This window comes from Paenibacillus sp. T2-29 (assembly GCF_052921365.1).
The window spans coordinates 1-25720 of sequence record NZ_JBREVE010000018.1 but is presented as its reverse complement, the minus strand read 5'-3'; the positions used below and the strand labels follow the sequence as shown (position 1 = coordinate 25720).

The 25720-nt window shown below is 49.2% G+C and carries 2 protein-coding genes and 1 rRNA gene; 2 read left to right on the top strand and 1 reads right to left on the bottom strand.

Annotated features, from left to right (window positions below):
- Positions 1 to 50: 50 nt before the first annotated feature.
- Positions 51 to 23780 (top strand): non-ribosomal peptide synthase/polyketide synthase, encoded by a 23730-nt coding sequence (locus ACU1JV_RS27205; protein WP_413987287.1) that lies wholly within the window; start codon positions 51 to 53, stop codon positions 23778 to 23780.
- Between the two features lie 114 nt (positions 23781 to 23894).
- Here ACU1JV_RS27205 and ACU1JV_RS27200 read toward each other — a convergent pair whose 3' ends face one another.
- The gene (locus tag ACU1JV_RS27200; protein WP_058831385.1) at positions 23895 to 24929 is read right to left on the bottom strand and encodes an alpha/beta hydrolase; all 1035 of its coding nucleotides are present in this window, start codon (positions 24927 to 24929) and stop codon (positions 23895 to 23897) included.
- A 611-nt stretch (positions 24930 to 25540) separates the two neighbouring features.
- Here ACU1JV_RS27200 and ACU1JV_RS27195 point away from each other — a divergent pair.
- Positions 25541 to 25720: ribosomal RNA gene (locus ACU1JV_RS27195) — 16S ribosomal RNA — on the top strand; the annotation flags it as partial.

Here is a 25720-nt window from a genome sequence, read left to right as displayed (position 1 = left end):
CCAAGGTGCAGCGGGAGGATTTCACATCACGGATATAGGAGTGAAATGAGATGAATAACATGCAGTTATTTGATTTAACGAATGCGCAAAAGCGTATATGGTATACCGAATTACTCTACCCGGATACGTCCGTATCACAGCTATCTGGTACAGCCAAGATGAAGGGTCATATTCATATTGCTGCCTTCATGCAGTCCATCAATTTGATTATCAAACAGTATGATGCGTTTCGCATTCGTATTACCTCAGTGGATGGAGTACCTAAGCAGTATGTCGTTCCTTATGAAGAGAGACAGTTGGAGTGTCTGGATCTTACCCACATCGAAAGCATTTCCGAGGTCGAAGCCTTGCTTGAGCAGCACAAAAGCAAACCTTTGCCATTATTGGATTCTGAACTCTTCCAGTTTTTAATTGTAAAGATTAGTGAGGAAGAATATTGGATTAATATCAAAATGCACCATATCATTTCTGACGGGATTTCTATGGTGGTCTATGGCAATCAACTGGTAGCCTTTTATATGGATTTAATTCAAGGAAATGAACCTAAGCTGAGCGATGATTGCTCTTATATTGAATATATTGCAGATGAGAACGCCTATGAGCTTTCTGATAGATACCAGAAGGATAAAGCGTACTGGCTGGACAAATTTTCTGATTTGCCTGAACTGACAGGTTGGAAATCATATAATCCGTTATCGCTAAGTATCCAAGCTGTTCGGGAGCATTTTACTGTGCCAGAGGCGCTATATCGTGAGCTACAGGCATTTTGCCAGCAAAACAGGATTTCTCTGTTCCAATTCTTCATGGGTGCGATGTATATCTACATACACAAAGTGACGAATCAGCCGGATGTGGTGATCGGCACCTCGTTCGCTAACCGGGGGAACAAGAAAGAGAAGCAAAAGATCGGTATGTTTGTCAGCACGGCCGCAGCCAGAACATATGTTGACAAGGATGTAGAGGTGTTGAGCTTCCTGCAGGACGTAGCTAGGGATCAAATGTCAGTCTTGCGGCATCAGAAATATCCGTACAATCAGTTAATTCAGGATCTTAGAGAAATGCACGGCAACAAGGATATTCAGCGGCTTTTTGGTGTTTCCATGGAATACCGCCTTATCAACTGGGTCGATTTGGATGACGTGCGCATTTTGACGGATTATGATTTTTGCGGCGATGAAGTGAATGATTTTGTGCTTCATATCGTGGAGATCTTGGATGAAGGCGAGCTGGTACTGGATGTCGATTATCGGACGAAGCTGTTTGAGCGCAGTGAAGTAACGGACATGGTGTCCCAGCTGCTTACGATCGCCGAGCAGATCATTCATACACCGCAGCTTTCCATCGCAGAGGTAAACCTATTGGGAGAAGCAGAAGAGCAATCCATTCTGGCTCTTTCAGAAGGTGATGTAGTGGATTACCCGCGTGAGAAAACGATTCATGGCTTATTCGAGGAACAAGCCGAGCGCACGCCGGACCACGTAGCTGTTCAGATGGGCGAGCAGAGTATTACATACCTAGCTCTAAATGAGCAGGCTAACCAGCTTGCGAGATATTTACGCACCGAAGGTGTGGGTGCAGATGTACTCGTGGGGATTATGGCTGATCGTTCCCTAGAGATGGTCATCGGCATGTTGGCGGTTTTGAAGGCAGGAGGGGCCTATGTGCCAATTGATCCTGACTATCCTGAAGAACGTATTCGTTATATGCTCAAAGATTCAGGAGTCCGTCTGTTGCTCACCCAAAGCCATCTATGGGAGAGTACCACGTTTGACGGGAAGCTTGTGAGTCTGGACGAAGCCGCAACGTATACAGGAGATGCTTCCAATCTGGAGAGCATTTCGGGACCAAACCATTTGGCCTATGTTATTTACACATCGGGTACAACTGGCAAACCAAAGGGAACGCTGATCGAGCATAAAAATGTAGTTCGTCTGCTCTTTAACGATAGCAATTTATTTGATTTCAGTTCACAGGATACATGGACGCTGTTCCATTCGTTCTGCTTCGATTTCTCTGTATGGGAGATGTATGGAGCGCTTCTTTACGGAGGGAAACTGGTAATTGTCCCAGCCCTTACAGCCAAGAGCCCGGCAGCTTTCCTGGAGCTGTTGAAAGACAATCAAGTTACTATTTTGAATCAAACGCCGACCTATTTTTATCAGGTGATACAAGAAGAGTTAGCACACTCATCCACAGAGCTTAGCCTTAGAAAAATTATTTTTGGCGGAGAGGCCTTGAGTCCGTCTCTTCTGAAAAACTGGCGGGCAAAGTATCCTGGTGTGCAACTGATTAATATGTACGGAATCACGGAAACGACGGTCCATGTCACTTACAAGGAAATCACTGAACATGAGATCGAAGCGGGCAAAAGCAATATTGGTAGAACCATTCCAACGCTTAGCGCTTATATTTTTGATGAACACAGACGCCTGCAGCCTGTCGGAGTTCCAGGGGAGCTATACATCGCCGGGGACGGTCTGGCCCGTGGGTATTTGAACCGACCAGATTTGACGGCTGAAAAATTTGTAGAACATCCGTATCGGGCGGGTGAACGCTTGTATCGAACCGGGGACCTGGCTCGCTGGTTGCCTGACGGCAATATTGAATATTTGGGCCGGATCGACCATCAGGTTAAAATTCGCGGCTACCGGATTGAGCTGGGCGAGGTCGAAGCCCAAATTCTCAAGGCTCCGAACGTACGGGAAACGATTGTCCTCGCGCGGGACGACGAACAGGGACAAAAATTGCTGTGCGCCTACTATGTAGCCTCCAGCGATCTTTCGCCAGGGGAATTGCGGTCTCAGCTGGCAACGGAATTACCAGCTTACATGATTCCCACTTATTTTGTCCGGCTGGAGCAAATGCCGCTTACACCTAACGGCAAGCTGGATCGCCGTGCGTTGCCGGCTCCTGAGGGTAGCGTACAATCCGGCGAAGATTATCTGGCTCCAAGAACGGCAGTGGAAGCACAGCTGGTGCTCATCTGGCAGGATATCCTGGGAGTTGCCCGCGTGGGCGTCCGCGATAATTTCTTTGAGATCGGTGGTCACTCTTTGCGGGCGACATTGCTCGTTACGCGAATTCGCAAAGAGCTGGGATGCAGCATTTCGCTGCGTGAAGTATTCCAGTCGCCTACGGTTGAATCTCTGGCGCGACTGGTGAAAGAACGCATTCCAACCGTGTACGAGTCTATTCCACAGGCTGAGAAAAGCGAAGCATACCCAGTGTCCTCAGCGCAAAAGCGGTTATACGTGCTGAGACAGATGGACGGGGGAGAGCTCAGCTACAATATGCCGGGGGCCTTCACCGTGGACGGACCGTTGGATCGCGTGCGGCTGGAGTCTGCGTTCAAAGCACTGATCCAGCGTCATGAATCGCTGAGAACCGGCTTTTATATGCAGGATGGAGAGCTTGTTCAACGTGTGCATAAGAATGTTCCGTTTGCGTTGGACTACACAGAGGCGTCGGTGGAGGAAACGGATACGCTCATTCACAGCTTTACCCGTGCCTTTGATCTGAGTCAGGCTCCATTATTGCGTGTTGGCTTAGTGAAGCTGCAGGAGGAGCGTCATCTGTTGCTGTTTGATATGCATCATATCATTTCAGATGGTGTTTCCATTCAAATACTGGTGGAGGAACTCACGCAATTGTATCAAGGAGAACACCTACCAGAACTGCATATTCAATATAAGGATTATGCGGTATGGCAACGGGAACAGTCTGAGAGAGAGTGGCAAGACCTTGAAGCGTATTGGCTGCAAGCCTTTGAAGGAGAGTTGCCGGTATTGGAGTTGCCTACCGACTTCCAGCGCCCTTCGGTTCGGAGTTTCGAGGGAAGCCGAATTGATTTTACATTGGACGAGTCTGGCAATAAGGCGATACAAGAGCTTGCATCCCGTACAGGTACTACACTGTATATGGTATTGCTGGCGGCTTATTCGGTGCTGCTGCACAAATATACGGGGCAGAAGGACATCGTCGTAGGATCTCCAGTAGCCGGCAGACCACGGGCGGAGCTTGAGGGCATCATTGGGATGTTTGTCAATACACTGGCCTTGCGCAGTTACCCGGCAGGAGAGAAAACCTTTCAGGATTATCTTCTGGAAGTCAAGGAAACAGCACTCAAGGCGTTCGAGCATCAGGATTACCCTTTTGAAAAATTGGTCGAAAAACTGGGCGTAGGACGTGATGTGAGCCGCAATCCGATCTTTGACACCCTGTTGGTATTACAAAATACGGAGCAAGAAGAGCAGGACATGGATGGAGTGCACTTTACTCCTTACCCAATGGACACCGTCACAGCCAAGTTTGATTTGTCCCTTAATGTAGAGGAGAAGGGTGCTGAACTAGCCTTTGGCCTTGAGTATAGTACGGCTTTGTATCGGCGGGAAACTGTAGAGCGATTGGCAACGCACTTGCTTCGGGTTCTGCATGCAGTCGCGGCTAATCCTCAGTTGCAACTGGCCGAGATTGAGATGATCACACCAGAGGAGAAAGTACAGATCATTGAAGTATTCAACGCGACAGCTACTCCTTATCCAAGGGATAAGACTATTCATGAGTTGTTCGCTGAACAAGTCAAGCGTACACCGGAGCAGACGGCACTGGTATTCGGCGATGTCCGATTAACGTACCTTGAATTGGAAGATAAGGCACGCCGATTGGCCCAAACACTGCGTCGTTTGGGGACACTAAGGGAGCAACCAGTGGCTATTATGGGCGGACGGAGTATCGAGATGGTGGTTGGTATGCTCGCAGTGCTTCAGGCTGGTGGAGCCTATGTGCCGATCGATCCTGATTACCCGGAAGATCGGGTTCGTTATATGCTCGAAGATTCCGATGCCAAGCTACTACTGGTACAAAAGGGCGAGCTTATAAATGTAGACTACGGTCTACCGATTGTTGACCTCAGCAGTGCAGAGGCTTATGCGTCTGAGCCTGTCCAAGCTGAGGAGGTAGTTCAGGGACCACAGGGACTCGCTTATGTTATCTATACATCGGGTACGACAGGTAGACCGAAGGGCGTTATGGTTGAACACCGGAACGTGGTCCGTCTGGTCAAAGAAACCAATTATGTGGAACTAAACGAATCCACGCGAATTTTGCAGACAGGAGCCGTGGCCTTCGATGCCTCGACCTTTGAGATATGGGGGGCATTGCTTAACGGCGGACAGCTTTATTTTGTGGAGAACGATGACATCCTAATTGCCGATCGGCTTAAAGCAGCTATTGCCAAATACGGAATTACAACCATGTGGCTTACTTCACCGCTTTTTAATCAGCTTTCACTGCAGGATGAGTACCTGTTCAGAGGACTGAAAGCATTGCTGGTAGGTGGTGACGTACTGTCCATATCTCATATAAACCGTGTCATCGAGGCTAATCCTGATCTTGTCCCTATCAATGGCTATGGTCCGACAGAAAATACGACCTTCTCCACCACCTACAAGATTCCGGGTCGTGTTGAAGGGGGCGTGCCGATTGGTCGCCCGATTAGTAACTCGACCGCTTATGTAGTCAATGAATCGCTGCAATTACAGCCCATTGGTGCTTGGGGCGAGTTGATTGTCGGCGGTGAAGGTGTAGCGCGCGGATATCTCAATCGTCCTGACCTCACAGCAGAAAAATTTGTCCCTAGTCCTGTTAAGGAAGGGGAACGCTGCTACCGAACTGGTGATTTGGTTCGCTGGCTTCCAGATGGGAACCTGGAGTTTAAGGGAAGAATTGATGAGCAGGTCAAAATACGCGGTTACCGTATCGAACTCCCCGAAATCGAGGCTCAATTAGCCAAGGTGGAGTCAGTAGTTGAAGCCGTAGTCGTCGTTCGTGCAGATGAGCTTGGAGAGAAGCAGCTTTGCGCTTATTATGTGGCGGACCGTGCGCTCACGGCAGGCGAAGTACGCCTTGCCCTATCGCAGGTACTTCCGGGCTATATGATGCCATCCTACTTTATCCAGATGGATCGTATGCCATTAACATCAAACGGAAAAGTAGACCGCAGGTCTCTGCCAGCTCCGCAAGTAGGTGCGCATACAGGACGGAAGTATACAGCTCCTCGTACACCGGCTGAAGAAGCTTTGGCGTCTGTCTGGCAAGGGGTGCTGGGTGCTGAACAGGTGGGTATCCATGACAATTTCTTTGAATTGGGCGGAGATTCCATCAAGGCCATTCAGGTGTCGTCACGGTTACTGCAGGCTGGCTATCGGTTAGAGATGAAGCAACTGTTCAAATCCCCAACCATTGCCGAGCTAGGTGCAGAAATACAAACGGCTGTGCATATGGCTGAACAGGGAGTTGTGCGTGGAGCGGCTCGCTTGACTCCAGTCCAGCAGTGGTTCTTTGGGCGGAATCAGGCAGAGCCTCATCACTTTAATCAAGCGGTCATGCTGTATCGTGAACAGGGATTTGAGGAAAAGGCTTTGAATCATGTGCTGAGAAAATTGGCCGAGCACCATGACGCCCTTCGTATGGTTTTCCGTCAGACCGAGCATGGCTACGAGGCTTGGAACCGTGATCTTGAAGAAGGAGAGCTGTATAGTCTGTTCACTGCTGATTTACGGAACGAATCCAACCCAGTTGCAGCCATTACAACGCTGTCGGACGACATCCAGCGCAGCATCAATCTGGCAGAAGGTCCGCTGATGAAGTTAGGGCTTTTCCATTGTCAGGATGGCGACCACCTGCTGATTGTGATCCACCATTTGGTGGTGGACGGAGTATCCTGGCGGATTTTGTTTGAGGATATCGCAGCAGGCTATGAGCAGGTGATTCAAGGACAAGCACTGACATTCCCGCAGAAGACGGATTCCTTCCGTGACTGGGGAGATGCCCTTGCCCGTTATTCGGAAAGCCCAGAAATCGAGATTCATCGGGCGTATTGGAGAGAACTGGGGGATCAACCGCTCGAGCAGTTGCCGAAGGATGAGGCTGTGGAAAGCCTTTTACTGAAGGATAGCGAAATGGTGACAGCAGAGTGGACTGTGGAAGAAACCGATCAACTGTTGAGAAAAGCCCATCGTGCTTACCAAACGGAAACGAACGATCTGCTATTGGCCGCTCTGGGCATGGCGGTATCTAAGTGGTCTGGCATTGGCAAGATTGCTGTGAATCTTGAAGGGCATGGTCGTGAACCGATTGTGCCGAATATCGATATTACCCGTACTGTCGGCTGGTTTACAAGTCAGTACCCAGTCATTTTAGACATGGGAAATAATACTGAATTGTCAGCCTTGATCAAGTCTGTGAAAGAGGGGCTACGCCGTATTCCGAATAAAGGTATCGGGTATGGGTTGCTCAAAACGATGGCCAGTCAGGAGGACGCAGACAGTTTCAACTTGCAGCCTGAGATTTCTTTTAACTATCTGGGGCAGTTTGATCAGGATTTGCAAGGAAGCTCGTTGCAGGTTTCTCCTTATCCAACCGGAAGCGCGCAAAGCTTGCTGGGAGAGTCAGCCTATACGCTAGATATCAATGGTATGGTGACAGACGGAGCCTTGACTCTGACGATGAGTTATAACGGAAAACAGTATAAGTCATCCACAATGAAACAGCTCGCTGGATATATCGAAGAAAGCCTACGGCTGCTGCTTCAGCATTGTGTAACCCAGGAAAGAACTGTATTGACGCCAAGTGACGTGCTTGCCAAGGGACTGAGTATTGCTGATCTGGAGGAGCTTTCTAAGCAGACCAATCACATAGGCGATATTGAGAATGTATACAGTCTGACGCCGATGCAGAAGGGCATGCTGTTTCATGATATGTTCGAGCCGCATACAGGGGCTTATTTTGAACAGGCCGCCTTTGACTTTAAGGGTAGCTTTGATCCGACCGCTTTCGGACACAGTCTGGATGCAGTGGTGGAGCGCCATGCTATCCTGCGTACGAACTTCTACAGCGGATGGGGCGGTGAGCCTTTACAGGTTGTATTCCGGCATAGAGGCGCCAAATTGGTGTATGAAGACCTGCGTGAGATGAATGCATCGCAGCGTGAAGCTTACCTGAAGACATTTGCGGCTAAGGATAAAGCGCAGGGCTTCAACCTGGCTGAAGATGAGCTTCTGCGTGTATCGATTCTGCACACAGATGAAGAGAGCTTCCGTCTCTTGTGGAGCTTTCACCACATCGTCATGGATGGGTGGTGTGTTCCATTAATTACACAGGAGGTGTTTGAACACTATTTTGCCCTCCTGGAAGGAAGAGAGCCTCAGCTGGCAGAGGTTCAGCCGTATAGCCGGTATATTGAATGGCTGGAACAGCAGGATGAAGCAGCTGCGGCCGACTATTGGAGCAGATATCTGGCCGGTTACGAACAACAGACGCTTTTACCTCAAGTCGATGGAGCAGCTAAAGGAGAAGGCTATGTAGCAGAAAAGCTGAATTATCCTGTCAGCAGGGAATTGACTGAACGCTTGGAAAAGGTGGCCAGAGATGCTCATGTCACGATGAATATATTGCTGCAGTCCATCTGGGGCGTTGCGCTTCAACGCTATAATGGTAGTCGTGATGTTGTATACGGAAGTGTAGTATCAGGTAGACCGGCTGAAATTCCGGGAATTGACCGGATGATCGGTTTGTTCATTAATACCATTCCAGTTCGTGTGAAGACGGAAGAAAATCTCCCCTTCACAGTCCTGATGAAGCAACAGCAGGAGCAGTATATGGCTTCTCATATGTACGATACCTACCCGTTGTTTGAAATTCAGGCTCAGACGGACCAAAAGCAAGATCTCATCTCTCATATTATGGTATTTGAGAACTATCCTGTGGAAGAGGAAGTAGAACGTCTGGGAGGTGGCGAGGCTGCCTTTGAGATTGAGGAAGCGGAGCTTCTTGAACAAACGAATTACGATTTTAACTTAATTGTTCTACCGGGCAAAGAGATGAGATTGTTGTTCCAATATAATGCGCTCGTCTATAATCCAGCCACGATTGAGCAAATCAAGGGCCATTTGTTCCACCTGATGGAACAAATTGTGGAGAATCCTGCAATTTCCGTGGATGCTCTGGAATTGGTTACGCCACAGGAGAGAGAGCAGATTCTGAACGTATGGGGAGACACGGGGGCCAGTTCCAAACACCGTACTACGTTTCACGGGCTGTTGGAGGAGCAGGCAGGTCGAACGCCGGACGCCACGGCCATTGTATTTGAGAACGAGGTACTGACCTACGCCGAGCTGAACGCAAGAGCTAATGGATTGGCGAGAAGACTGCGTGCTGAGGGAATCAAGACGGGAGACCTGGTGGGGCTGATTGTTGAACGGTCAACCGATATGATCGTTGGGATGTACGGCATTATGAAAGCCGGGGGCGCCTACGTTCCTATTGATCCAGAGTATCCGAAAGAGCGGATCAACTACATGCTTGAGGATTCGGGGACGAAGATGATCCTTGCTCAAGCTCATCTGCTGGAGCATAGAGGCTGGACGGGGAATGTCCTGTTGCTGGATGAACCGTCGACCTATGATGCCGACACTTCGAATTTGAAGGATACGGCCGACCCTGATGATTTGGCTTACGTGATCTATACCTCAGGCACGACAGGTCGGCCTAAGGGCGTATTAGTGGAACACCGGGGACTACAAAATCTGTCGGACGTATACCGCGGACTCTTCGAAGTTACACCGCAGGATCGGATTGTTCAGTTTGCAAGCCTGTCGTTCGATGCATCGGTTTCGGAAATTTTAACGACATTGAGCCACGGAGCTACTCTGTGTATTCCTTCTACACAAGAGATTTTGGATCATGCTTTGTTCGAGCAGTTCATGAACGATAAGGGGATTACGGTAGCGACTTTGCCACCAGCCTACGCTATCCATCTCGAGCCAGAGCGTCTGCCGACACTGCGATGCCTGCTAACAGCTGGGTCAGCCACATCGGTCGAATTGATCGAAAAGTGGAGAAAGCATGTACAATACTTCAATGCATATGGTCCAACTGAGGACTCCGTATGCACTACCATATGGAATGCCCAGAACAGTGAAGAAACCGTAGGAATCGTATCCATTGGACAACCAATTGCCAACCATCGTGTGTATATCTTGGATGACCATTTCAGATTGCTGCCTGTCGGCGTAGCTGGAGAACTGTGCATTTCGGGTATCGGGTTAGCACGGGGGTACCATAACCGCCCTGAGTTAATGGATGAGAAATTTGTGGACAATCCGTATGCTCCAGGAGAGCGTATGTATCGGACGGGCGACCTGGTTCGCTGGTTACCGAATGGAACCATCGAGTACCTAGGTCGAATAGATCATCAAGTCAAAATTCGTGGCTATCGGATCGAGCTGGGCGAGGTCGAAGCACATATGCTCAGAGTGCCGTCCGTTCAGGAAGTCGTGGCTTTGGCTGTGGAGAGTGATGACGGCTACAAGGATCTAGTCGCTTACTTCGTAGCTGCTCAGAAACTTGAGGTATCCGAGCTCCGAGCAGATCTGTCGGAGATGCTGCCTGGATATATGATCCCTTCTCGCTTCATACAACTGGAGGACATGCCTCTAACGTCGAACGGAAAAATAGATCGAAAAGCGCTGCAAGGCGAGCGTGGATGGGCAGTTGCTTCATCTGAGGCTCCAAAGACACCTGTAGAAATCCAATTAGCCGAAATCTGGCAAGAGGTGCTGGGTGTAGAGAGCGCGGGAGTAAAGGATAATTTCTTCCATTTTGGAGGCCATTCACTGCGTGCAGCTTTGCTAGTCTCACGAATTCGTAAGGAGATGAATCGCGAGATTAGTCTAAGAGAAGTGTTCGAGTCGCCTACCATTGAAGGATTGGCTCGGGCCATTGAAGCCTATACACCGCTGAATTTCGAAGAAATTCCTTCAGCCGAAGCACGCGAGCACTATCCATTGTCCTCAGCCCAAAAACGGCTGTTTATCCTTAGTCAGCTGGAAGGTGGAGAGCTGAGCTACAATATGCCAGGTATCCTTACGGTTGAGGGAGACCTGGATCGGGAACGGCTAGAGCAGGCATTCCGTCGTCTGATTCGTCGTCATGGTTCGCTGCGCACCCGTTTTGTGACCGTTAACGGTGAACCTGTACAGCAAATCCTACCGGATGTTCCGTTTACGGTGGAATATGCGGAGTTGAGCGAGTCAGAGGCAGAAGCTACCCTTCAGCAATTTGTCCGTCCTTTCGATCTTGGTGAAGCTCCATTGCTGCGGGTGGGTCTGATTCGTATTGCACATGAGCGCCATTTACTATTGTTTGACATGCATCATATTGTCTCAGATGGGGTTTCTATGAATATTCTCATAGAGGAGTTTCTCCGTTTCTACCAAGAAGAGGACGTATTGCCTGCGCTACAAATCCAGTACGCGGATTATGCGGTATGGCAGCAAGAGCAGCTCGGAAGAGAGCGTCTCAAAGCCCAGGAAGCTTACTGGCTGGATGCATTCCGCGGGAGCTTGCCGGTGCTGGATTTGCCAGTGGACGAAGTTCGTCCTGCGGTACGAAGCTTTGCGGGAGATCGGATTGACTTCCAGATTGATGCTTCTCTGAGCGCTTCACTTCAGGAGCTGGCTACCCGAACAGGTTCTACGCTGTTTATGGTGCTGCTGGCAGCCTATACGACGCTCTTGCATAAGTACACGGGTCAGGAAGATGTCATTGTCGGTTCACCAGTGGCGGGAAGATCCCATGCCACACTCGAAGGTCTCATCGGTATGTTCGTAGGCACAGTGGCACTGCGTACTTATCCAGAGGGCGAAAAGTCCTTCGAGGCTTACTTGCAGGAAGTGAAGGAAACAGCCCTGCGGGCCTATGAAAACCAGGACTATCCGTTCGAGGAGCTGGTAGAGAAGCTGCAGCTTCAGCGTGACCTGAGTCGTAACCCACTATTTGATACTATGTTTGTTCTGCAAAATATCGAGCAGGGAGAACAAGAAATCGAGGGATTGCGTTTCACTCCTTACGATCATGTACATCCTGCTGCCAAGTTTGACCTCACACTGACGGTGAGCGAAGCGGATGGGACATTGAACTGCACGCTGGAATACGCGACTGCAATCTACAAGCGGGAGACCGCTGAGCGGATGGCAGGCCACTTTGTACAGCTTATTCAGGAAGCTATCGCCAATCCGGGATTGTCGTTGTCATCCCTTGATATCGTGACACCGCAGGAAAAATCGATGTTGATGAAAGATGCGGACGAAGCCAAAGCAGATTATCCTCGTGACAAAACGATTCATGCACTGTTCGAGGAACAGGCTGTTCGTAATCCGGATGCAATAGCAGTCGTATGTGAAGAGGCAACCCTGTCTTATAGCGAGCTGAATGAGCGGGCCAACGGACTTGCCAGAACACTGCGCGAGCGTGGTCTGCAACCAGATGGTCTGGTTGGAATCATGGCGGATCGTTCCCTTGAAATGGTCGTTGGGATTTTGGCCATCTTGAAGGCAGGCGGGGCTTATGTCCCTGTCGACCCTGAATATCCGGAGGACCGCATTCGCTTTATGCTTGAGGATTCGGGAGCCAAGCTGCTGCTGACACAAGCGCATCTGGAGACACGTATCTCCTTCACCGGGGACATCGTTAATCTGGACGAGGCGGCTTCCTACAAGGAAGATGTATCAAATCTGGAGCCTACGGCTGGACCGAATCATCTTGCCTACGTTATCTACACATCGGGTACGACAGGCAAGCCAAAGGGAACGCTGATCGAGCACAAAAATGTAGTCCGCTTGCTCTTTAATGATAAAAATATGTTTGATTTCGGTCCTCAGGATACGTGGACGCTGTTCCATTCGTTCTGTTTCGACTTCTCCGTATGGGAGATGTACGGGGCATTGCTGAACGGAGGTCGTCTAGTCATCGTTCCATCGCTTACTGCGAAGAGCCCAGAGCGTTTCTTGCAGTTGCTTAAGGACCAGAAGGTTACCGTGTTGAACCAGACGCCAACATACTTCTATCAGTTACTACAAGAAGAACTTAGTCATCGCGCGGCAGAATTGAGTCTTCGCATGATTATCTTCGGCGGGGAGGCATTAAGCCCGGCCTTGCTCAAGGACTGGAGAGCGAAATATCCGCAAGTGCAGCTCATCAACATGTATGGCATCACGGAAACGACCGTGCATGTAACGTATAAGGAAATTACGGAACTGGAAATTGGACAGGGCCGCAGCAATATCGGTATACCGATTCCGACACTACGTGCGTACATTCTGGATGAACAACGCCGTCCACAACCGATTGGCATTCCGGGTGAACTCTATGTGGCGGGCGAAGGCCTGGCGCGTGGCTACCTGAACCGACCGGAATTGACGGAAGAGAAGTTTGTAGCTCATCCGTTTGAAGCGGGCGAGCGTATGTACCGCTCAGGTGACTTGGCACGCTGGCTGCCGGATGGCAGCATGGAGTATCTCGGACGGATTGACCATCAGGTTAAAATTCGGGGTTACCGCATTGAGCTGGGCGAAGTGGAGGCGAAGCTGCTCCATGCTCCGTCTGTAAGGGAGGCCGTTGTGCTTGCCCGAGAGGATGGAATTGGACAAAAAGTGCTGGTCGGCTATTTTACTGCGGATCAGATGCTGACGGTAGGCGAATTGAGAAAAGCCTTGGCTGCTGAACTGCCGGCTTATATGATTCCATCTTACTTTATGCAATTGGAACAGATGCCGTTGACGCCAAATGGCAAGCTGGATCGCAAAGCGCTTCCGGCTCCAGAGGCCAATGTGCAGACTGGAGCGGTGTATGAAGCGCCGAGGAACGCAGCTGAGGAAGCTTTGGCTTCCGTATGGCAAGGTGTGCTGGGAGCACAGCAGATCGGTATCCATGATCATTTCTTCGATCTGGGTGGTGACTCTATTAAGGCGATTCAGGTATCCTCCAGATTGTTCCAGTCTGGATACAAATTAGAGATGAAGGATCTCTTCAAATATCCGACCATTGCCGAGCTAAGCCCGTATCTTCAAGTAGCTGGGCGCACAGCAGAGCAGGGTGAAATCAAAGGTGCAGCGGAGTTAATGCCAATTCAGCGCTGGTTCTTTGAACGCCACACAGCAGAGCCGCATCATTACAATCATGCTGTCATGCTCCATCGGAAAGACGGCTTTGATGAGGCTGCACTCCGGTTAACAATGGACCAAATTGCGATCCATCATGATGCGCTGCGTATGGTTTTCCGGCCTACAGAAGCTGGATACGCGGCCTGGAATCGGGGAATTGACGAAGGCGAACTTTACACATTGGACATCGCCGATATGCGACAGGCAGATGACGAGGCAGCTGCTGTTCAAGCCCAGGGCGATGCCATACAGGCAAGCTTCCACTTGGAAGCCGGCCCTCTGTTCAAGCTAGGCTTGTTCCATTGTAAGGATGGCGATCATTTGTTGATTGTCATTCATCACCTCTTGGTTGACGGCGTGTCCTGGCGCATCCTGTTTGAGGACATTGCAACAGGATACGAGCAGGCGTTGAACGGACAAGTGATTGTTCTTCCGCAAAAGACCGATTCGTATCTTGTATGGTCCGAGCAAGCGGCGAAGTATGCAGCAGGCCCTGCTCTGGACAAGGAACGTTCATACTGGCAGCAGATTGAGGAGACGATTCTGACTCCACTGCCAAAGGATCAGGATCAGGAGCCGGGCACCATTCGGGATACCGAGTCGGTTACGGTAACGTGGTCTGCTGAAGAAACCGACCTGCTGTTGCGACAAGCAAACCGGGCTTATCATACGGAGACGAATGATTTGCTCTTGACTGCTCTGGGAGCAGCTATTCAGCGCTGGACAGGCGTGGAGCAGGTTCTGGTTAACCTTGAAGGGCATGGCCGGGAAATGATCATACCAGATCTGGATATTACCCGTACCGTGGGCTGGTTCACAACTCAGTACCCTGTTCTGCTGAACCTGCAAGATGGGCAGGAAGTATCTACCCGAATCAAGCGCATCAAGGAGAATTTGCGAGAGGTTCCGCACAAAGGCATCGGCTACGGTCTGCTGAAGTATATGGCACCGGAAAATGGCGCTCGATTCAGCGTAGAACCGGAAGTTTCCTTCAACTACCTTGGACAGTTTGACCAGGACTTGGAGGGCAATGCTCTTAGCTTGTCTACACATTCAGTCGGTAAGGCGCTCAGCGATCACACACCACAGCAATATGCTCTGGATGTGAATGGCATGGTTGCCGAAGGCCAGCTATCACTGACGATTACGTATAGCAATAGGCAGTACCGTAAGGAGACGGTGAGTCATTTTGCTGAATTATTACAGTCAAGTCTTAGCGAGGTCATCCGGCATTGTGTGGTTCAGGAGCGTGCGCAGCTTACGCCAAGTGATGTTCTGTTCCAAGGACTGACACTGGAGCAGCTTGATCGACTCACAGCCCAGACGGCCCATATTGGAGAGATTGAGGATGTGTACAAGTTAACGGCAATGCAGAAAGGCATGCTCTTCCACAGCTTGCTGGAGCCGGACTCCTCTTCATACTTTGAGCAGGCAACGTTTGAGCTACGTGGCAGCTTCGATGTAGATATCTTCTTCGAGAGCTTCCAGGCTTTGGCGCAACGACATGCCATACTGCGTACCGGTTTTTACAACAATATTACTGATGTACCGCTGCAAGTTGTCTTTAAGCAACGGCCTATCCCTCTGAACTACGTAGATTTGCGTGCCGCTACGTTGGAGGAGCAAGAAGCCCAGATTCAGGCTTACACTACTGAAGATATGGCTAAGGGATTCAGCTTGTCAGAAGATCCGCTGATGCGAGTGACTGTCTTGCAAAAAGAACAAAGCCACCTTGTATTGTGGAGCTTCCATCATATTGTCATGGACGGCTGGTGCATCCCGATTATTACACAGGAGCTGTTCGATTATTATTCTGCCCTGCGTCAGCAAGTACAGCCTGTACTGCCGCCGGCTCAGCCCTACAGCCGTTATATTGAATGGCTTGATGCACAGGACGATCAAGAGGCTTCAACATATTGGAGTCAATATCTCGAAGACTATGACGGCAATACGGTATTGCCAGAAGCTAAAACGAAATCTCAAGCTAAAGAAGAGGGCTACGTTCTGAATGAGCATGTTCTCCATTTGGGTACAGCCTTGACCCGCAAAATGGACGTTGTCGCGAAGCGCAATCATGTGACGGTCAACACACTCATGCAGACAGCCTGGGGACTGATTCTCCAGCGTTACAATGCCAGCTCGGATGTGGTTTTCGGCGGTGTTGTATCGGGTAGACCTGCTGAGATTGCAGGGATCGAGAATATGGTGGGTCTGTTTATTAATACAGTACCTATTCGTGTACAGTCATCCAAAGACGAGGCCTTTGTCGATGTGATGAAACGTACACAGGCACATTCGTTGGCTGGTCGTGCCTACGACACCTATCCGCTGTATGAGATTCAGGGGAAAACAAGCCAAAAGCAAGACTTGATTTCTCATATTATGATCTTTGAAAATTATCCGCTTGACGAACAGGTAGAACAGTCGGGCAATCAAACAGAGGGAAATCTCGAAGTCGCCAACTTCGCCATGTTTGAGCAAACCAACTATGACTTTAACCTGGTTGTCATTCCAGGCGAGGACATTAAGGTCTGCATTCGCTACAATGCTTCGGTCTACGAGCAAGAAAGCATTGCGCGAATCGGAGGACATTTACTGCAAATGCTCGATCAGGTAGCTACTCGTCCGCAAGCGACGATACAGGAGCTGGAGATTGTAACACCAGAGGAACGGACAAACCTGCTCGACTGGGGTGGCAAGGCTCATGCTTATCCAAGTGATCAGGGCTTGCATACCTTGTTTGAGGAACAGGTGGCCCGTACGCCGGATAAGATCGCGGCAATAAGCGGCGACATCCAGATCACATATCGGGAGCTGAACGAGCAGGCGAACAGACTGGCTTCGACCTTGATAGCCCAAGGACTGCAGAGCGAACAAGTAGTGGGTCTATTGGCGGATCGATCAGTGGAACTGCTGGTTGCCATCATGGGGGTACTCAAAGCGGGCGGAGCCTATGTACCGATTGATCCTGAATATCCGCAGGAGCGGATACAGTATATTCTGAAGGACTCTGGCGCTGAGATTCTGCTCACCCAGAGCCACCTGACGAAGCTAGCGTCCTTTGAGGGAATGGTTATGGAATTGGATTCTCCGCACATCTACGGAACTGGAGTGAATAATCCTAATATTCCTGTGAGAGGAAACGATTTGGTGTATTTAATCTATACTTCGGGTACAACAGGAAATCCGAAGGGAACCATGATTAACCATAAAGGAATCGTGAACTACATCTGGTGGGCCAATAAAGTCTATTGTGCAGGGCAACCAACGGACTTCCCGCTGTATTCATCCATTTCGTTTGACTTGACGATGACATCAATGTTTACTCCGTTAATAAACGGAGGAATAGTACGGATTTATGATGGTATAGATAAAGCGGAGGTTGTTCAGCATATTTTGCGCGAAAATGCGGTCGATATTCTCAAGCTGACGCCGACACATCTCAGTCTCATAAAAGACATGACCATTCCAGCGGAAAGTCGCATTCAGCAGCTCATTGTGGGTGGAGAGAATCTGACCACGCATTTGTCAAAAACGATTACCGACCTCTTTGGTGGCAACATCAAGATTTACAATGAATACGGTCCAACCGAAACCGTCGTCGGCTGCATGATTCACCTGTACGATCCTGCGAAGGATACACGGGAATCCGTACCGATTGGATTGCCGTCCGATAACATATACATTCATATCTTGGATGAACAGCTTCGTCTCGTACCGTTAGGTGTGGAGGGCGAAATGTACATCGCCGGGGACGGAGTAGCCCGTGGATACCTGAACCGTCCGGATCTTACCGCTGAAAAATTCATTAGGAATCCGTTCGCCGCGGAAGGAAATATGTATCGGACCGGAGATTTAGCTCGTCGCCTTCCTAATGGAGAGATTGAGTACATTGGGCGTATTGACCATCAAGTCAAAATCCGGGGCTATCGTATTGAGCTTGGTGAGATTGAGGCCAAGTTGCTGGATATGCCACTTGTTGAGGAAGCTCTCGTTGTTGCGTGGGCAGATGCCAATGGACAGAAGTCTCTATGTGCTTACTTTGTAGCGGATCGGGAAATGTCTGTCAGCGAGCTGAGAAATGAACTGTCTGCTGAACTGCCTGCATATATGATTCCGTCTTACTTTGTCCAAATGGACGTAATGCCTTTGACACCGAATGGCAAGCTGGATCGCAAGGCACTGCCTGAACCAAACGTGGGTGTGAAGGCAGGAGCTGCCTTTGCTGCTCCCCGGACGGATGTGGAGAACATTTTGGCTTCGATTTGGCAAGGTGTGCTCGGCGTGCCGCTTGTTGGCATACATGATAATTTCTTTGAACTTGGAGGCGACTCGATCAAATCGATTCAGGTTTCATCAAGACTTCTCCACGCAGGCTACAAACTGGAAATGAAGAATTTGTTCAGCTATCCAACAATTGCGGAACTGGCTCAGCGCGTTAGCGCAGTCAGCCGAATTGCAGATCAGCGCGAGGTGCACGGAACGGTAAAATTGGGACCTGCCCAGCGCAGATTTTTCGAAGAGCAGTCAACGGATCTTCATCACTTTAATCAGTCGGTTATGCTGTACCGACGTGAAGGCTTTAATACCGATGCGCTCGCCAAGGTTATTCAAAAAATTGCAGAGCACCATGATGCGCTGCGACTGGTGTTCCGCCAAGGAGAGCAAGGAGTAGAAGCCTGGAACCGTAGCTTGGGCGAAGGTGAGCTGTATAGCCTCCAAATCCACGATTTGCGGGATGAAAAAGATCCGGCTTTGGCAATAGAAGCAGGTGCAGAAGCCATTCAGCGCAGCATCTCTCTGGAGGATGGACCTCTCTTTAGACTAGGTCTGTTCCGCTGTACGGAAGGCGAACATTTGTTGATCGTTATTCATCACTTGGCTGTGGATGGCGTATCCTGGCGTATTCTCTTTGAGGACCTACAGGAAGGCTACGAGCAGGCAGCACGTGGAGAAGCGGTCAAACTTCCACAGAAGACGGATTCGTACCGTGCATGGGTTGATGGAATCACGCAATACGCCAACAGCCCGGCGGCTGAACAAGAACGCAGCTTTTGGGCAGAGGTGGAAGGAGAGGGATTTGCCCTTCTTCCAAAAGACAAGGTGGACGGTACTCTTCTTATAAAAGACAGCGAGGCTGTTACGGTAACATGGTCGGCAGAAGAGACAGAGCAGTTCTTGAAAGAGGCGAATCGAACTTACAATACGGAAGTTAACGATCTGCTCTTGACGGCCCTCGGTATGGCGGTTCACGAGTGGACAGGGATCGAACGTATAGGCATTCTACTGGAAGGACATGGACGGGAGCCTGTAGTACCGGAATTGGATATCACTCGCACGATAGGCTGGTTTACAAGTCAGTATCCTGTCGCTCTTGAGATGGGAGGCGAATTGGAGATCGGCGCCAGAATCAAGCGTATTAAGGAAGATCTGCGTCGTATCCCGAACAAAGGTGTAGGATATGGTATTTTGAAATATTTGAGCGACGTATCGGTTGGCTCCTCCTTCTCGGCAGAACCGGAGATTATCTTCAACTACCTAGGGCAGTTTGACCAGGATCTTGCAGAGGGAACGATGGAGGTATCACCTTACTCGGCAGGATCTGAGGTCAGTGAGCAGATGGTGCAGCATCAGGCATTGAACATCAATGGGCTGATTACCGAAGGACAGCTTCAGCTTTCGGTCAGCTATAACCATCAGCAGTTCCATGCAGATTCGGTAGAGAAGTTTGTCGGTATCCTGAAGGAGCGTCTCAGTGAAGTTATTGGGCACTGTGTGCGCAAGGAAAGAACCGAACTTACACCAAGCGATGTACTCCTCAAAGATATCAGCTTGGAGGAAATCGAGGAGCTGGAAGAGCAGACACGGCACATCGGTAGCATTGAAAATATGTATAAACTTACACCAATGCAAAAGGGAATGTTGTTCCACAGCTTGCTGGAGCCTCATTCAGAGGTCTACTTTGAGCAGGCCACATTTGAAATTCAGGGAGTGTTCTATCCTGAGGATTTCAAACGCAGCTTACAGCATCTGATGAAACGGCATGCCATATTGAGAACGAATTTCCATGCCGGATGGGGCGATTTCCCTATACAGATTGTGTTCAAAGAAAGAGCATGCGATTTCGTGTACGAGGATTTGCATGAGCTGGAATCCAGTGAAATAGAAGCGTGTCTTGCAGCTTACATTGCCCAAGACAAAGCAAGAGGCTTTGATCTTGCGAATGAAGCCCTGCTGCGTGTTGCTATCCTACGTACTGCAAAAGAGCATTACCATCTGTTGTGGAGCTCTCATCACATCATTTTGGATGGCTGGTGTATGCCGCTTGTGCTCCAGGAAGTGTTTGAAACATACGGAGCTCTACGTGAGCAAAGGGAACCTGAGCTTCCTGCAGCAGCATCGTACAGCCAGTACATTCAATGGTTGGAGAAACAAGGCGAGGAAGAGGCATCCTCTTACTGGAGAGGATACCTGGAAGGCTACGAGCAGCAGACGAAGCTGCCACAGGCTATTACACAGCCATCGGCCAAAGCAGAAGCCTACTTGTCAGAGAAGCTGGTATTCACGTTGGATGCGGAATTGACCGAGTGCCTGGAACAAGTGGCCAAGCAGCACCAGGTGACGATGAACACACTGATGCAAGCAGCCTGGGGAATCGTGTTGCAACGCTATAATAGAAGCCAGGATGTCGTCTTCGGAAGTGTGGTATCAGGCAGACCTGCCGAGATTCCGAGTATCGAAAGCATGATAGGTCTCTTCATTAATACAGTTCCGGTTCGGGTTCAAGCCGAGGGAAGCGATTCGTTCTCTCAAGTAATGAAGAGACAGCAGGAATTATATTTGGCAGGACATGCTTATGATTCCTATCCGCTCTATGAGATTCAGGCACAGAGCGAACAAAAGCAAGATTTGATTTCCCATATCATGGTATTTGAAAATTACCCGGTAGAAGAGCATCTGGAAGAGAAAATTGCCAATGATGAGGCCGAATACAAAATTACGGATGTTCAGATGTTTGAACAGACAAATTATGACTTTAACCTCATTGTGCTGCCGGGACGTAGTCTAGAGTTCTTGTATCGTTATAATGCTCGTGTCTATGACCGGGAGAGCGTGGAACGGATTCAAGGACACTTAACGAAAATTCTGACAAGCGTATCTGTACAACCTGCTATCCGTATTGATGAGCTGGAGCTGATTACGCCAGAAGAGAAATCACAAATTATAGAGGTATGGGGAGACACAGCAGCTCCTTATCCGCGTGAGAAGACCCTTCACGGTATATTTGAGGAAAAAGCTGCGCTCACACCGGATCATACAGCACTTATTTTCGGCGAAACGGAGCTTACCTACGGAGAACTTCATCAGCAGGCCAACCGCCTCGCACGTACGCTGCGTGCGCAAGGGGTCAGACCAGATCAGCCAGTCGGCATCATGGTCGAGCGTTCGCTTGAGATGATCATAGGCATCCATGCCATTCTAAAAGCGGGCGGCGCTTATGTTCCGATTGATCCGGAATTCCCTGAGGATCGTATTCGCCACATGCTGGAGGATTCGGGAGCGAAGCTGCTGCTGACGAAGCGCCATCTCAAAGATCGTTTCCCATTCACTGGCACGATCCTGGCACTGGATGATCCGCAGGCGTATCATGCGGATGGCTCCAATCTGGAACCAATCGCGGGGCCAGAGCATCTGGCGTATATCATTTACACGTCGGGTTCAACTGGCAAGCCGAAAGGTGTAATGATTGAGCATCGCTCCGCCGTCCATACACTGAGTCAGTTGGAAGCTGAATATCCGATGTTGGCAGGTGATCGATTCCTGCTCAAAACGACATTCACCTTTGACTTCTCCGTGCCAGAGCTGTTCTGCTGGTTCTTTGGACAGGGGACGCTTGTGATCCTGCCGCAGGGCGTGGACAAAGACCCGGTGGCACTGCTGAAGGCTGTAGATACGAACCGAATCACGCATCTTAATTTGGTACCTTCGATGCTCAGCGTGCTCGTTCAATATTTGAAAGAAAGCAGTACCCAAGGATTCCTTACTCTGAAATATCTGTTTGCCTGCGGCGAGACGCTGCCTGCCAAACTTGTGGAAGAGTACTATAAAGTGTCTCCTTATGCAGTACTGGAGAACATCTACGGTCCTACGGAAGCGGCTGTATATGCGACTCGATATACAACGAGTCCTGAGACTGCTGCTCTAACGCATGTGCCTATCGGCAAACCGTACGCTAACGTCCAAGTATGGATGATGGATAGCGCTGCTCAATTATCACCAGTAGGTGTGCCGGGGGAACTCTGTATTGCAGGTGAAGGGGTAGCGAGAGGGTACTTCAACCAGCCGGACCTGACGGCAGAGAAGTTCATTCCTCATCCATACAAGCCAGGAGAACGGATTTACCGAACAGGCGATTTGGCCCGGTGGTTGCCAGACGGGAATATTGAGTATTTGGGACGGATCGATCACCAGGTAAAAATCCGCGGTTACCGCATTGAGTTGGGAGAAGTGGAAGCACAAATCCTGAAGGTGCCGTCGGTGCAGGAGGCAGTTGTTCTAGCACTGGCTGACTCCAGCGGAAGTACTCAGCTTTGCGCATACTTTGTGGCCGAGGAAGGGCTCGCAGCGGGCGTCCTACGCGAGGCACTGGCCAGCGAGCTGCCAAGCTACATGATTCCATCTGCTTTCATACAGCTGGGACAAATGCCACTGAATCCGAATGGCAAATTGGATCGCAAAGCGCTACCAGCACCGGAAACCCTTCTGCGGAGTACGGCGGAGTATATCGCGCCGCGTACGCAGACAGAAGTAGAGCTCGCTCAGATTTGGTCCGAGGTGCTCGGCGTACAGGAAATCGGAATCAGGGATCATTTCTTCGAGCTTGGGGGCCATTCCCTGAAAGTATTGGGCTTGATTCAAAGGATCTCGTCCAGTATGGGCGTCCATCTCCCACTCCAGGCCGTGTTTAATCTGCCGACTGTGGAAGAAATGGCGCATGAAATTTTCAAGCTGCAGGCAACAACTGCCGCGGATGAACAAGAAATGGAAATTATCCGCTTCCCAGGGAAAGGAACACTTAAAGTATTTTGCTTCCCTCCACGGGTAGGCCACTCTTTGGGGTACTATGAGATGGCCAAGGAGCTGGAAGGGCTTTGCGAGGTGTACGGGATGGAATTTATCGGCGATCGGTACCAGGGTCAGGATATGCTGGATCGATACATCGATGCCATCGTGGATATTCAAGCAGAAGGCCCATATGTATTCCTGGGATACTCACTTGGAGGAAATCTGGCCTTCGAGGTAGCTAAAGCCATGGAAATGCGAGGGTACCATGTTGGCGACATTATTATGGTAGATGCTATGAGAAAGATGTCCAAGGATGAATCGACACCGGAGGAGCTTGAAGAGATTGTCGAGACAGTGTTGGACAGCATTAGAGAGCAGTACAAAGCATTCCTCGCAGATCCAGCGGACAGGGAGCGAGTCATGGAAAAAATGCTAGTTTACTCCACCTACCGCGATGAACTTATTAACGCAGGTGAAGTTCGTGCAAATATCCATGCTCTGATTGCAGAGGATGATAGTATTGGACCGGATACATCATTAGATAAATTGTTATGGCAACAGGCAACACTTGGCCAATACAAAGAATACGAAGTCATCGGAACGCATGATGTGCTGCTTGATTCCGGTTTTGTCGGGGAAAATGCTAAAGTACTGAGACAAATACTTGGTAAAATTGCAGAAACCTCATCTAAAAACAAGCCTATTTTGTCCTAAGATCAAACAACGAGAATAGTAGTGAGCAGCAAAGACCCCGGGTTCCTTTATATAGGAGGGACCCGGGCGTCTTTTTTATTTTATGAAATCCTCAATATGCAGAGAGTAGTGCCTCTAATGATCAGTGTTTGTTTTAGCAACGGTTGACCGAGAATAATGGATATTGGAGATGAGCTCACGGATGACTTGAATGACGAGCTCTGGTTGATCATGAATAATCATATGCTCGCTCTTCTTGGCAACAATAAATTTACTATTGGTAGAGATATTGAGCATCTCGCGTTGCCCAATTTGCCAGCTTTGTTCGATCTGATCATTTCCACGCTTGCTAATACCAAACTGAGTCAAATCTTGCTGAATGCCTCGGGCTATCACACGCACAGGGAGGTTACCCAAATGCTGGCCGCGTATGGCATCTTCGGTAGTGCTCGCCAGATCACCCTCCTCGGCAACAGAGCGGAAGTACTTAGGGGAAGCAACAATATTCACAAAAGATTTTCTATCTCGATACTCCACCCGTCCGTTTAGCATAAAATTGGGAAACAGACGGAAAGCCCCTGCTTTTTCTAGGAGAATGGATATGAGTGGCGAGGGATTGCCCTTAGGTCGTTCTTTGGCATAGATCTTATTGGTCCGGCGAGCATCATTCTCAGGCCTAGCATCCACTAGAACCAGTCCTGCTACTTCGTTTCTGTATGTTTGTGCATAAAGCCTTGAGTACATCCCCCCGAGAGAATGACCTACAAAGATATAAGGAGGTTGGATGTCTGCATTCTTTAGAGCAGTATGAAGCTCCCGAACGATGTTTTCACCGGTGCGTGGTGTATTTGCCTCCTCGCTCCATGCATAGCCTGCCCGATCATAAGATACAACGGTGGCGAAGGATGACAGCTTCTCGGGAATATCCCTCCAGGACAGGCTACTTTCCCCGCTTCCTGATTCAAGCACGATCGTTGGAGAGCCGGTACCTATTTTATGAATATGGAGACGATAGCCTCCAGCGTCGACCATTCTCCCCAGAGGAGGATGTTGCGACTTATCATGTTTGGATGCAATCGACTCATACACAAATCCAGAGATAACGACAAGCAGTAAGCAAGAGATAACCCCAAATACGACTCTCGTCCAGGTTCGCCTTCGTTGTTTCATTTAAAATCTACTCCTCTATAATGTCATTATTTAATTAATCATCATCTATTTCAAATGAAGTAAAATGTCTTTGGTGTGATTTGGGCTTGATGAACATTTCATGCTTAACCATTAAATTGGAGTTCCGTAATATCCACCTATTTACTATTAAAGACAGGGGGGAATGGCGCGGGCGTTCCTTATTATTTATACCCATCCTTTCTTTGTCAAATCATCAATATTAAAGAAAAAAGAGTGTACAATTAAGAACCATTTGAACAAAAGCCCAGGATCTAGTTACAATCATAAACGTTGTAAAACAACTTAATAAAAAACCTTGCATTTAAAAATCCAGAATGATATACTCTAATTCCGGCCAAGAAGATGTGGTTGCGAGCGAGAGATACAAAAAAATGTTTTTTAAAAAAATGCTTGCAAAGTTGGTTCGGAAGTGATATGATATAAGAGTTGATGAGGTGATGAGCTGATTCAACAAAAGAAATGTTTGATCTTTGAAAACTGAACAACGAGTGAGTAAATGATTTTGTTCGCAAAATCAACAATGAGATATTTTATCTCGTCAGTTTCAAAATGAGCTAATCGCTCTTTCTATAACCAACTCTGGTTGGTCTTTAATGGAGAGTTTGATCCTGGCTCAGGACGAACGCTGGCGGCGTGCCTAATACATGCAAGTCGAGCGAGATTATTTAGAAGCTTGCTTCTAAATAATCTAGCGGCGGACGGGTGAGTAACACGTAGGCAACCTGCCCACAAGACAGGGATAACTACCGGAAACGGTAGCTAATACCCGA

Bases quoted from the DNA above. Each gene is read 5' to 3' on its own strand.
- ACU1JV_RS27205 (WP_413987287.1), top strand. From the start codon at position 51: ATGAATAACATGCAGTTATTTGATTTAACGAATGCGCAAAAGCGTATA.
- ACU1JV_RS27200 (WP_058831385.1), bottom strand. From the start codon at position 24,929: ATGAAACAACGAAGGCGAACCTGGACGAGAGTCGTATTTGGGGTTATC.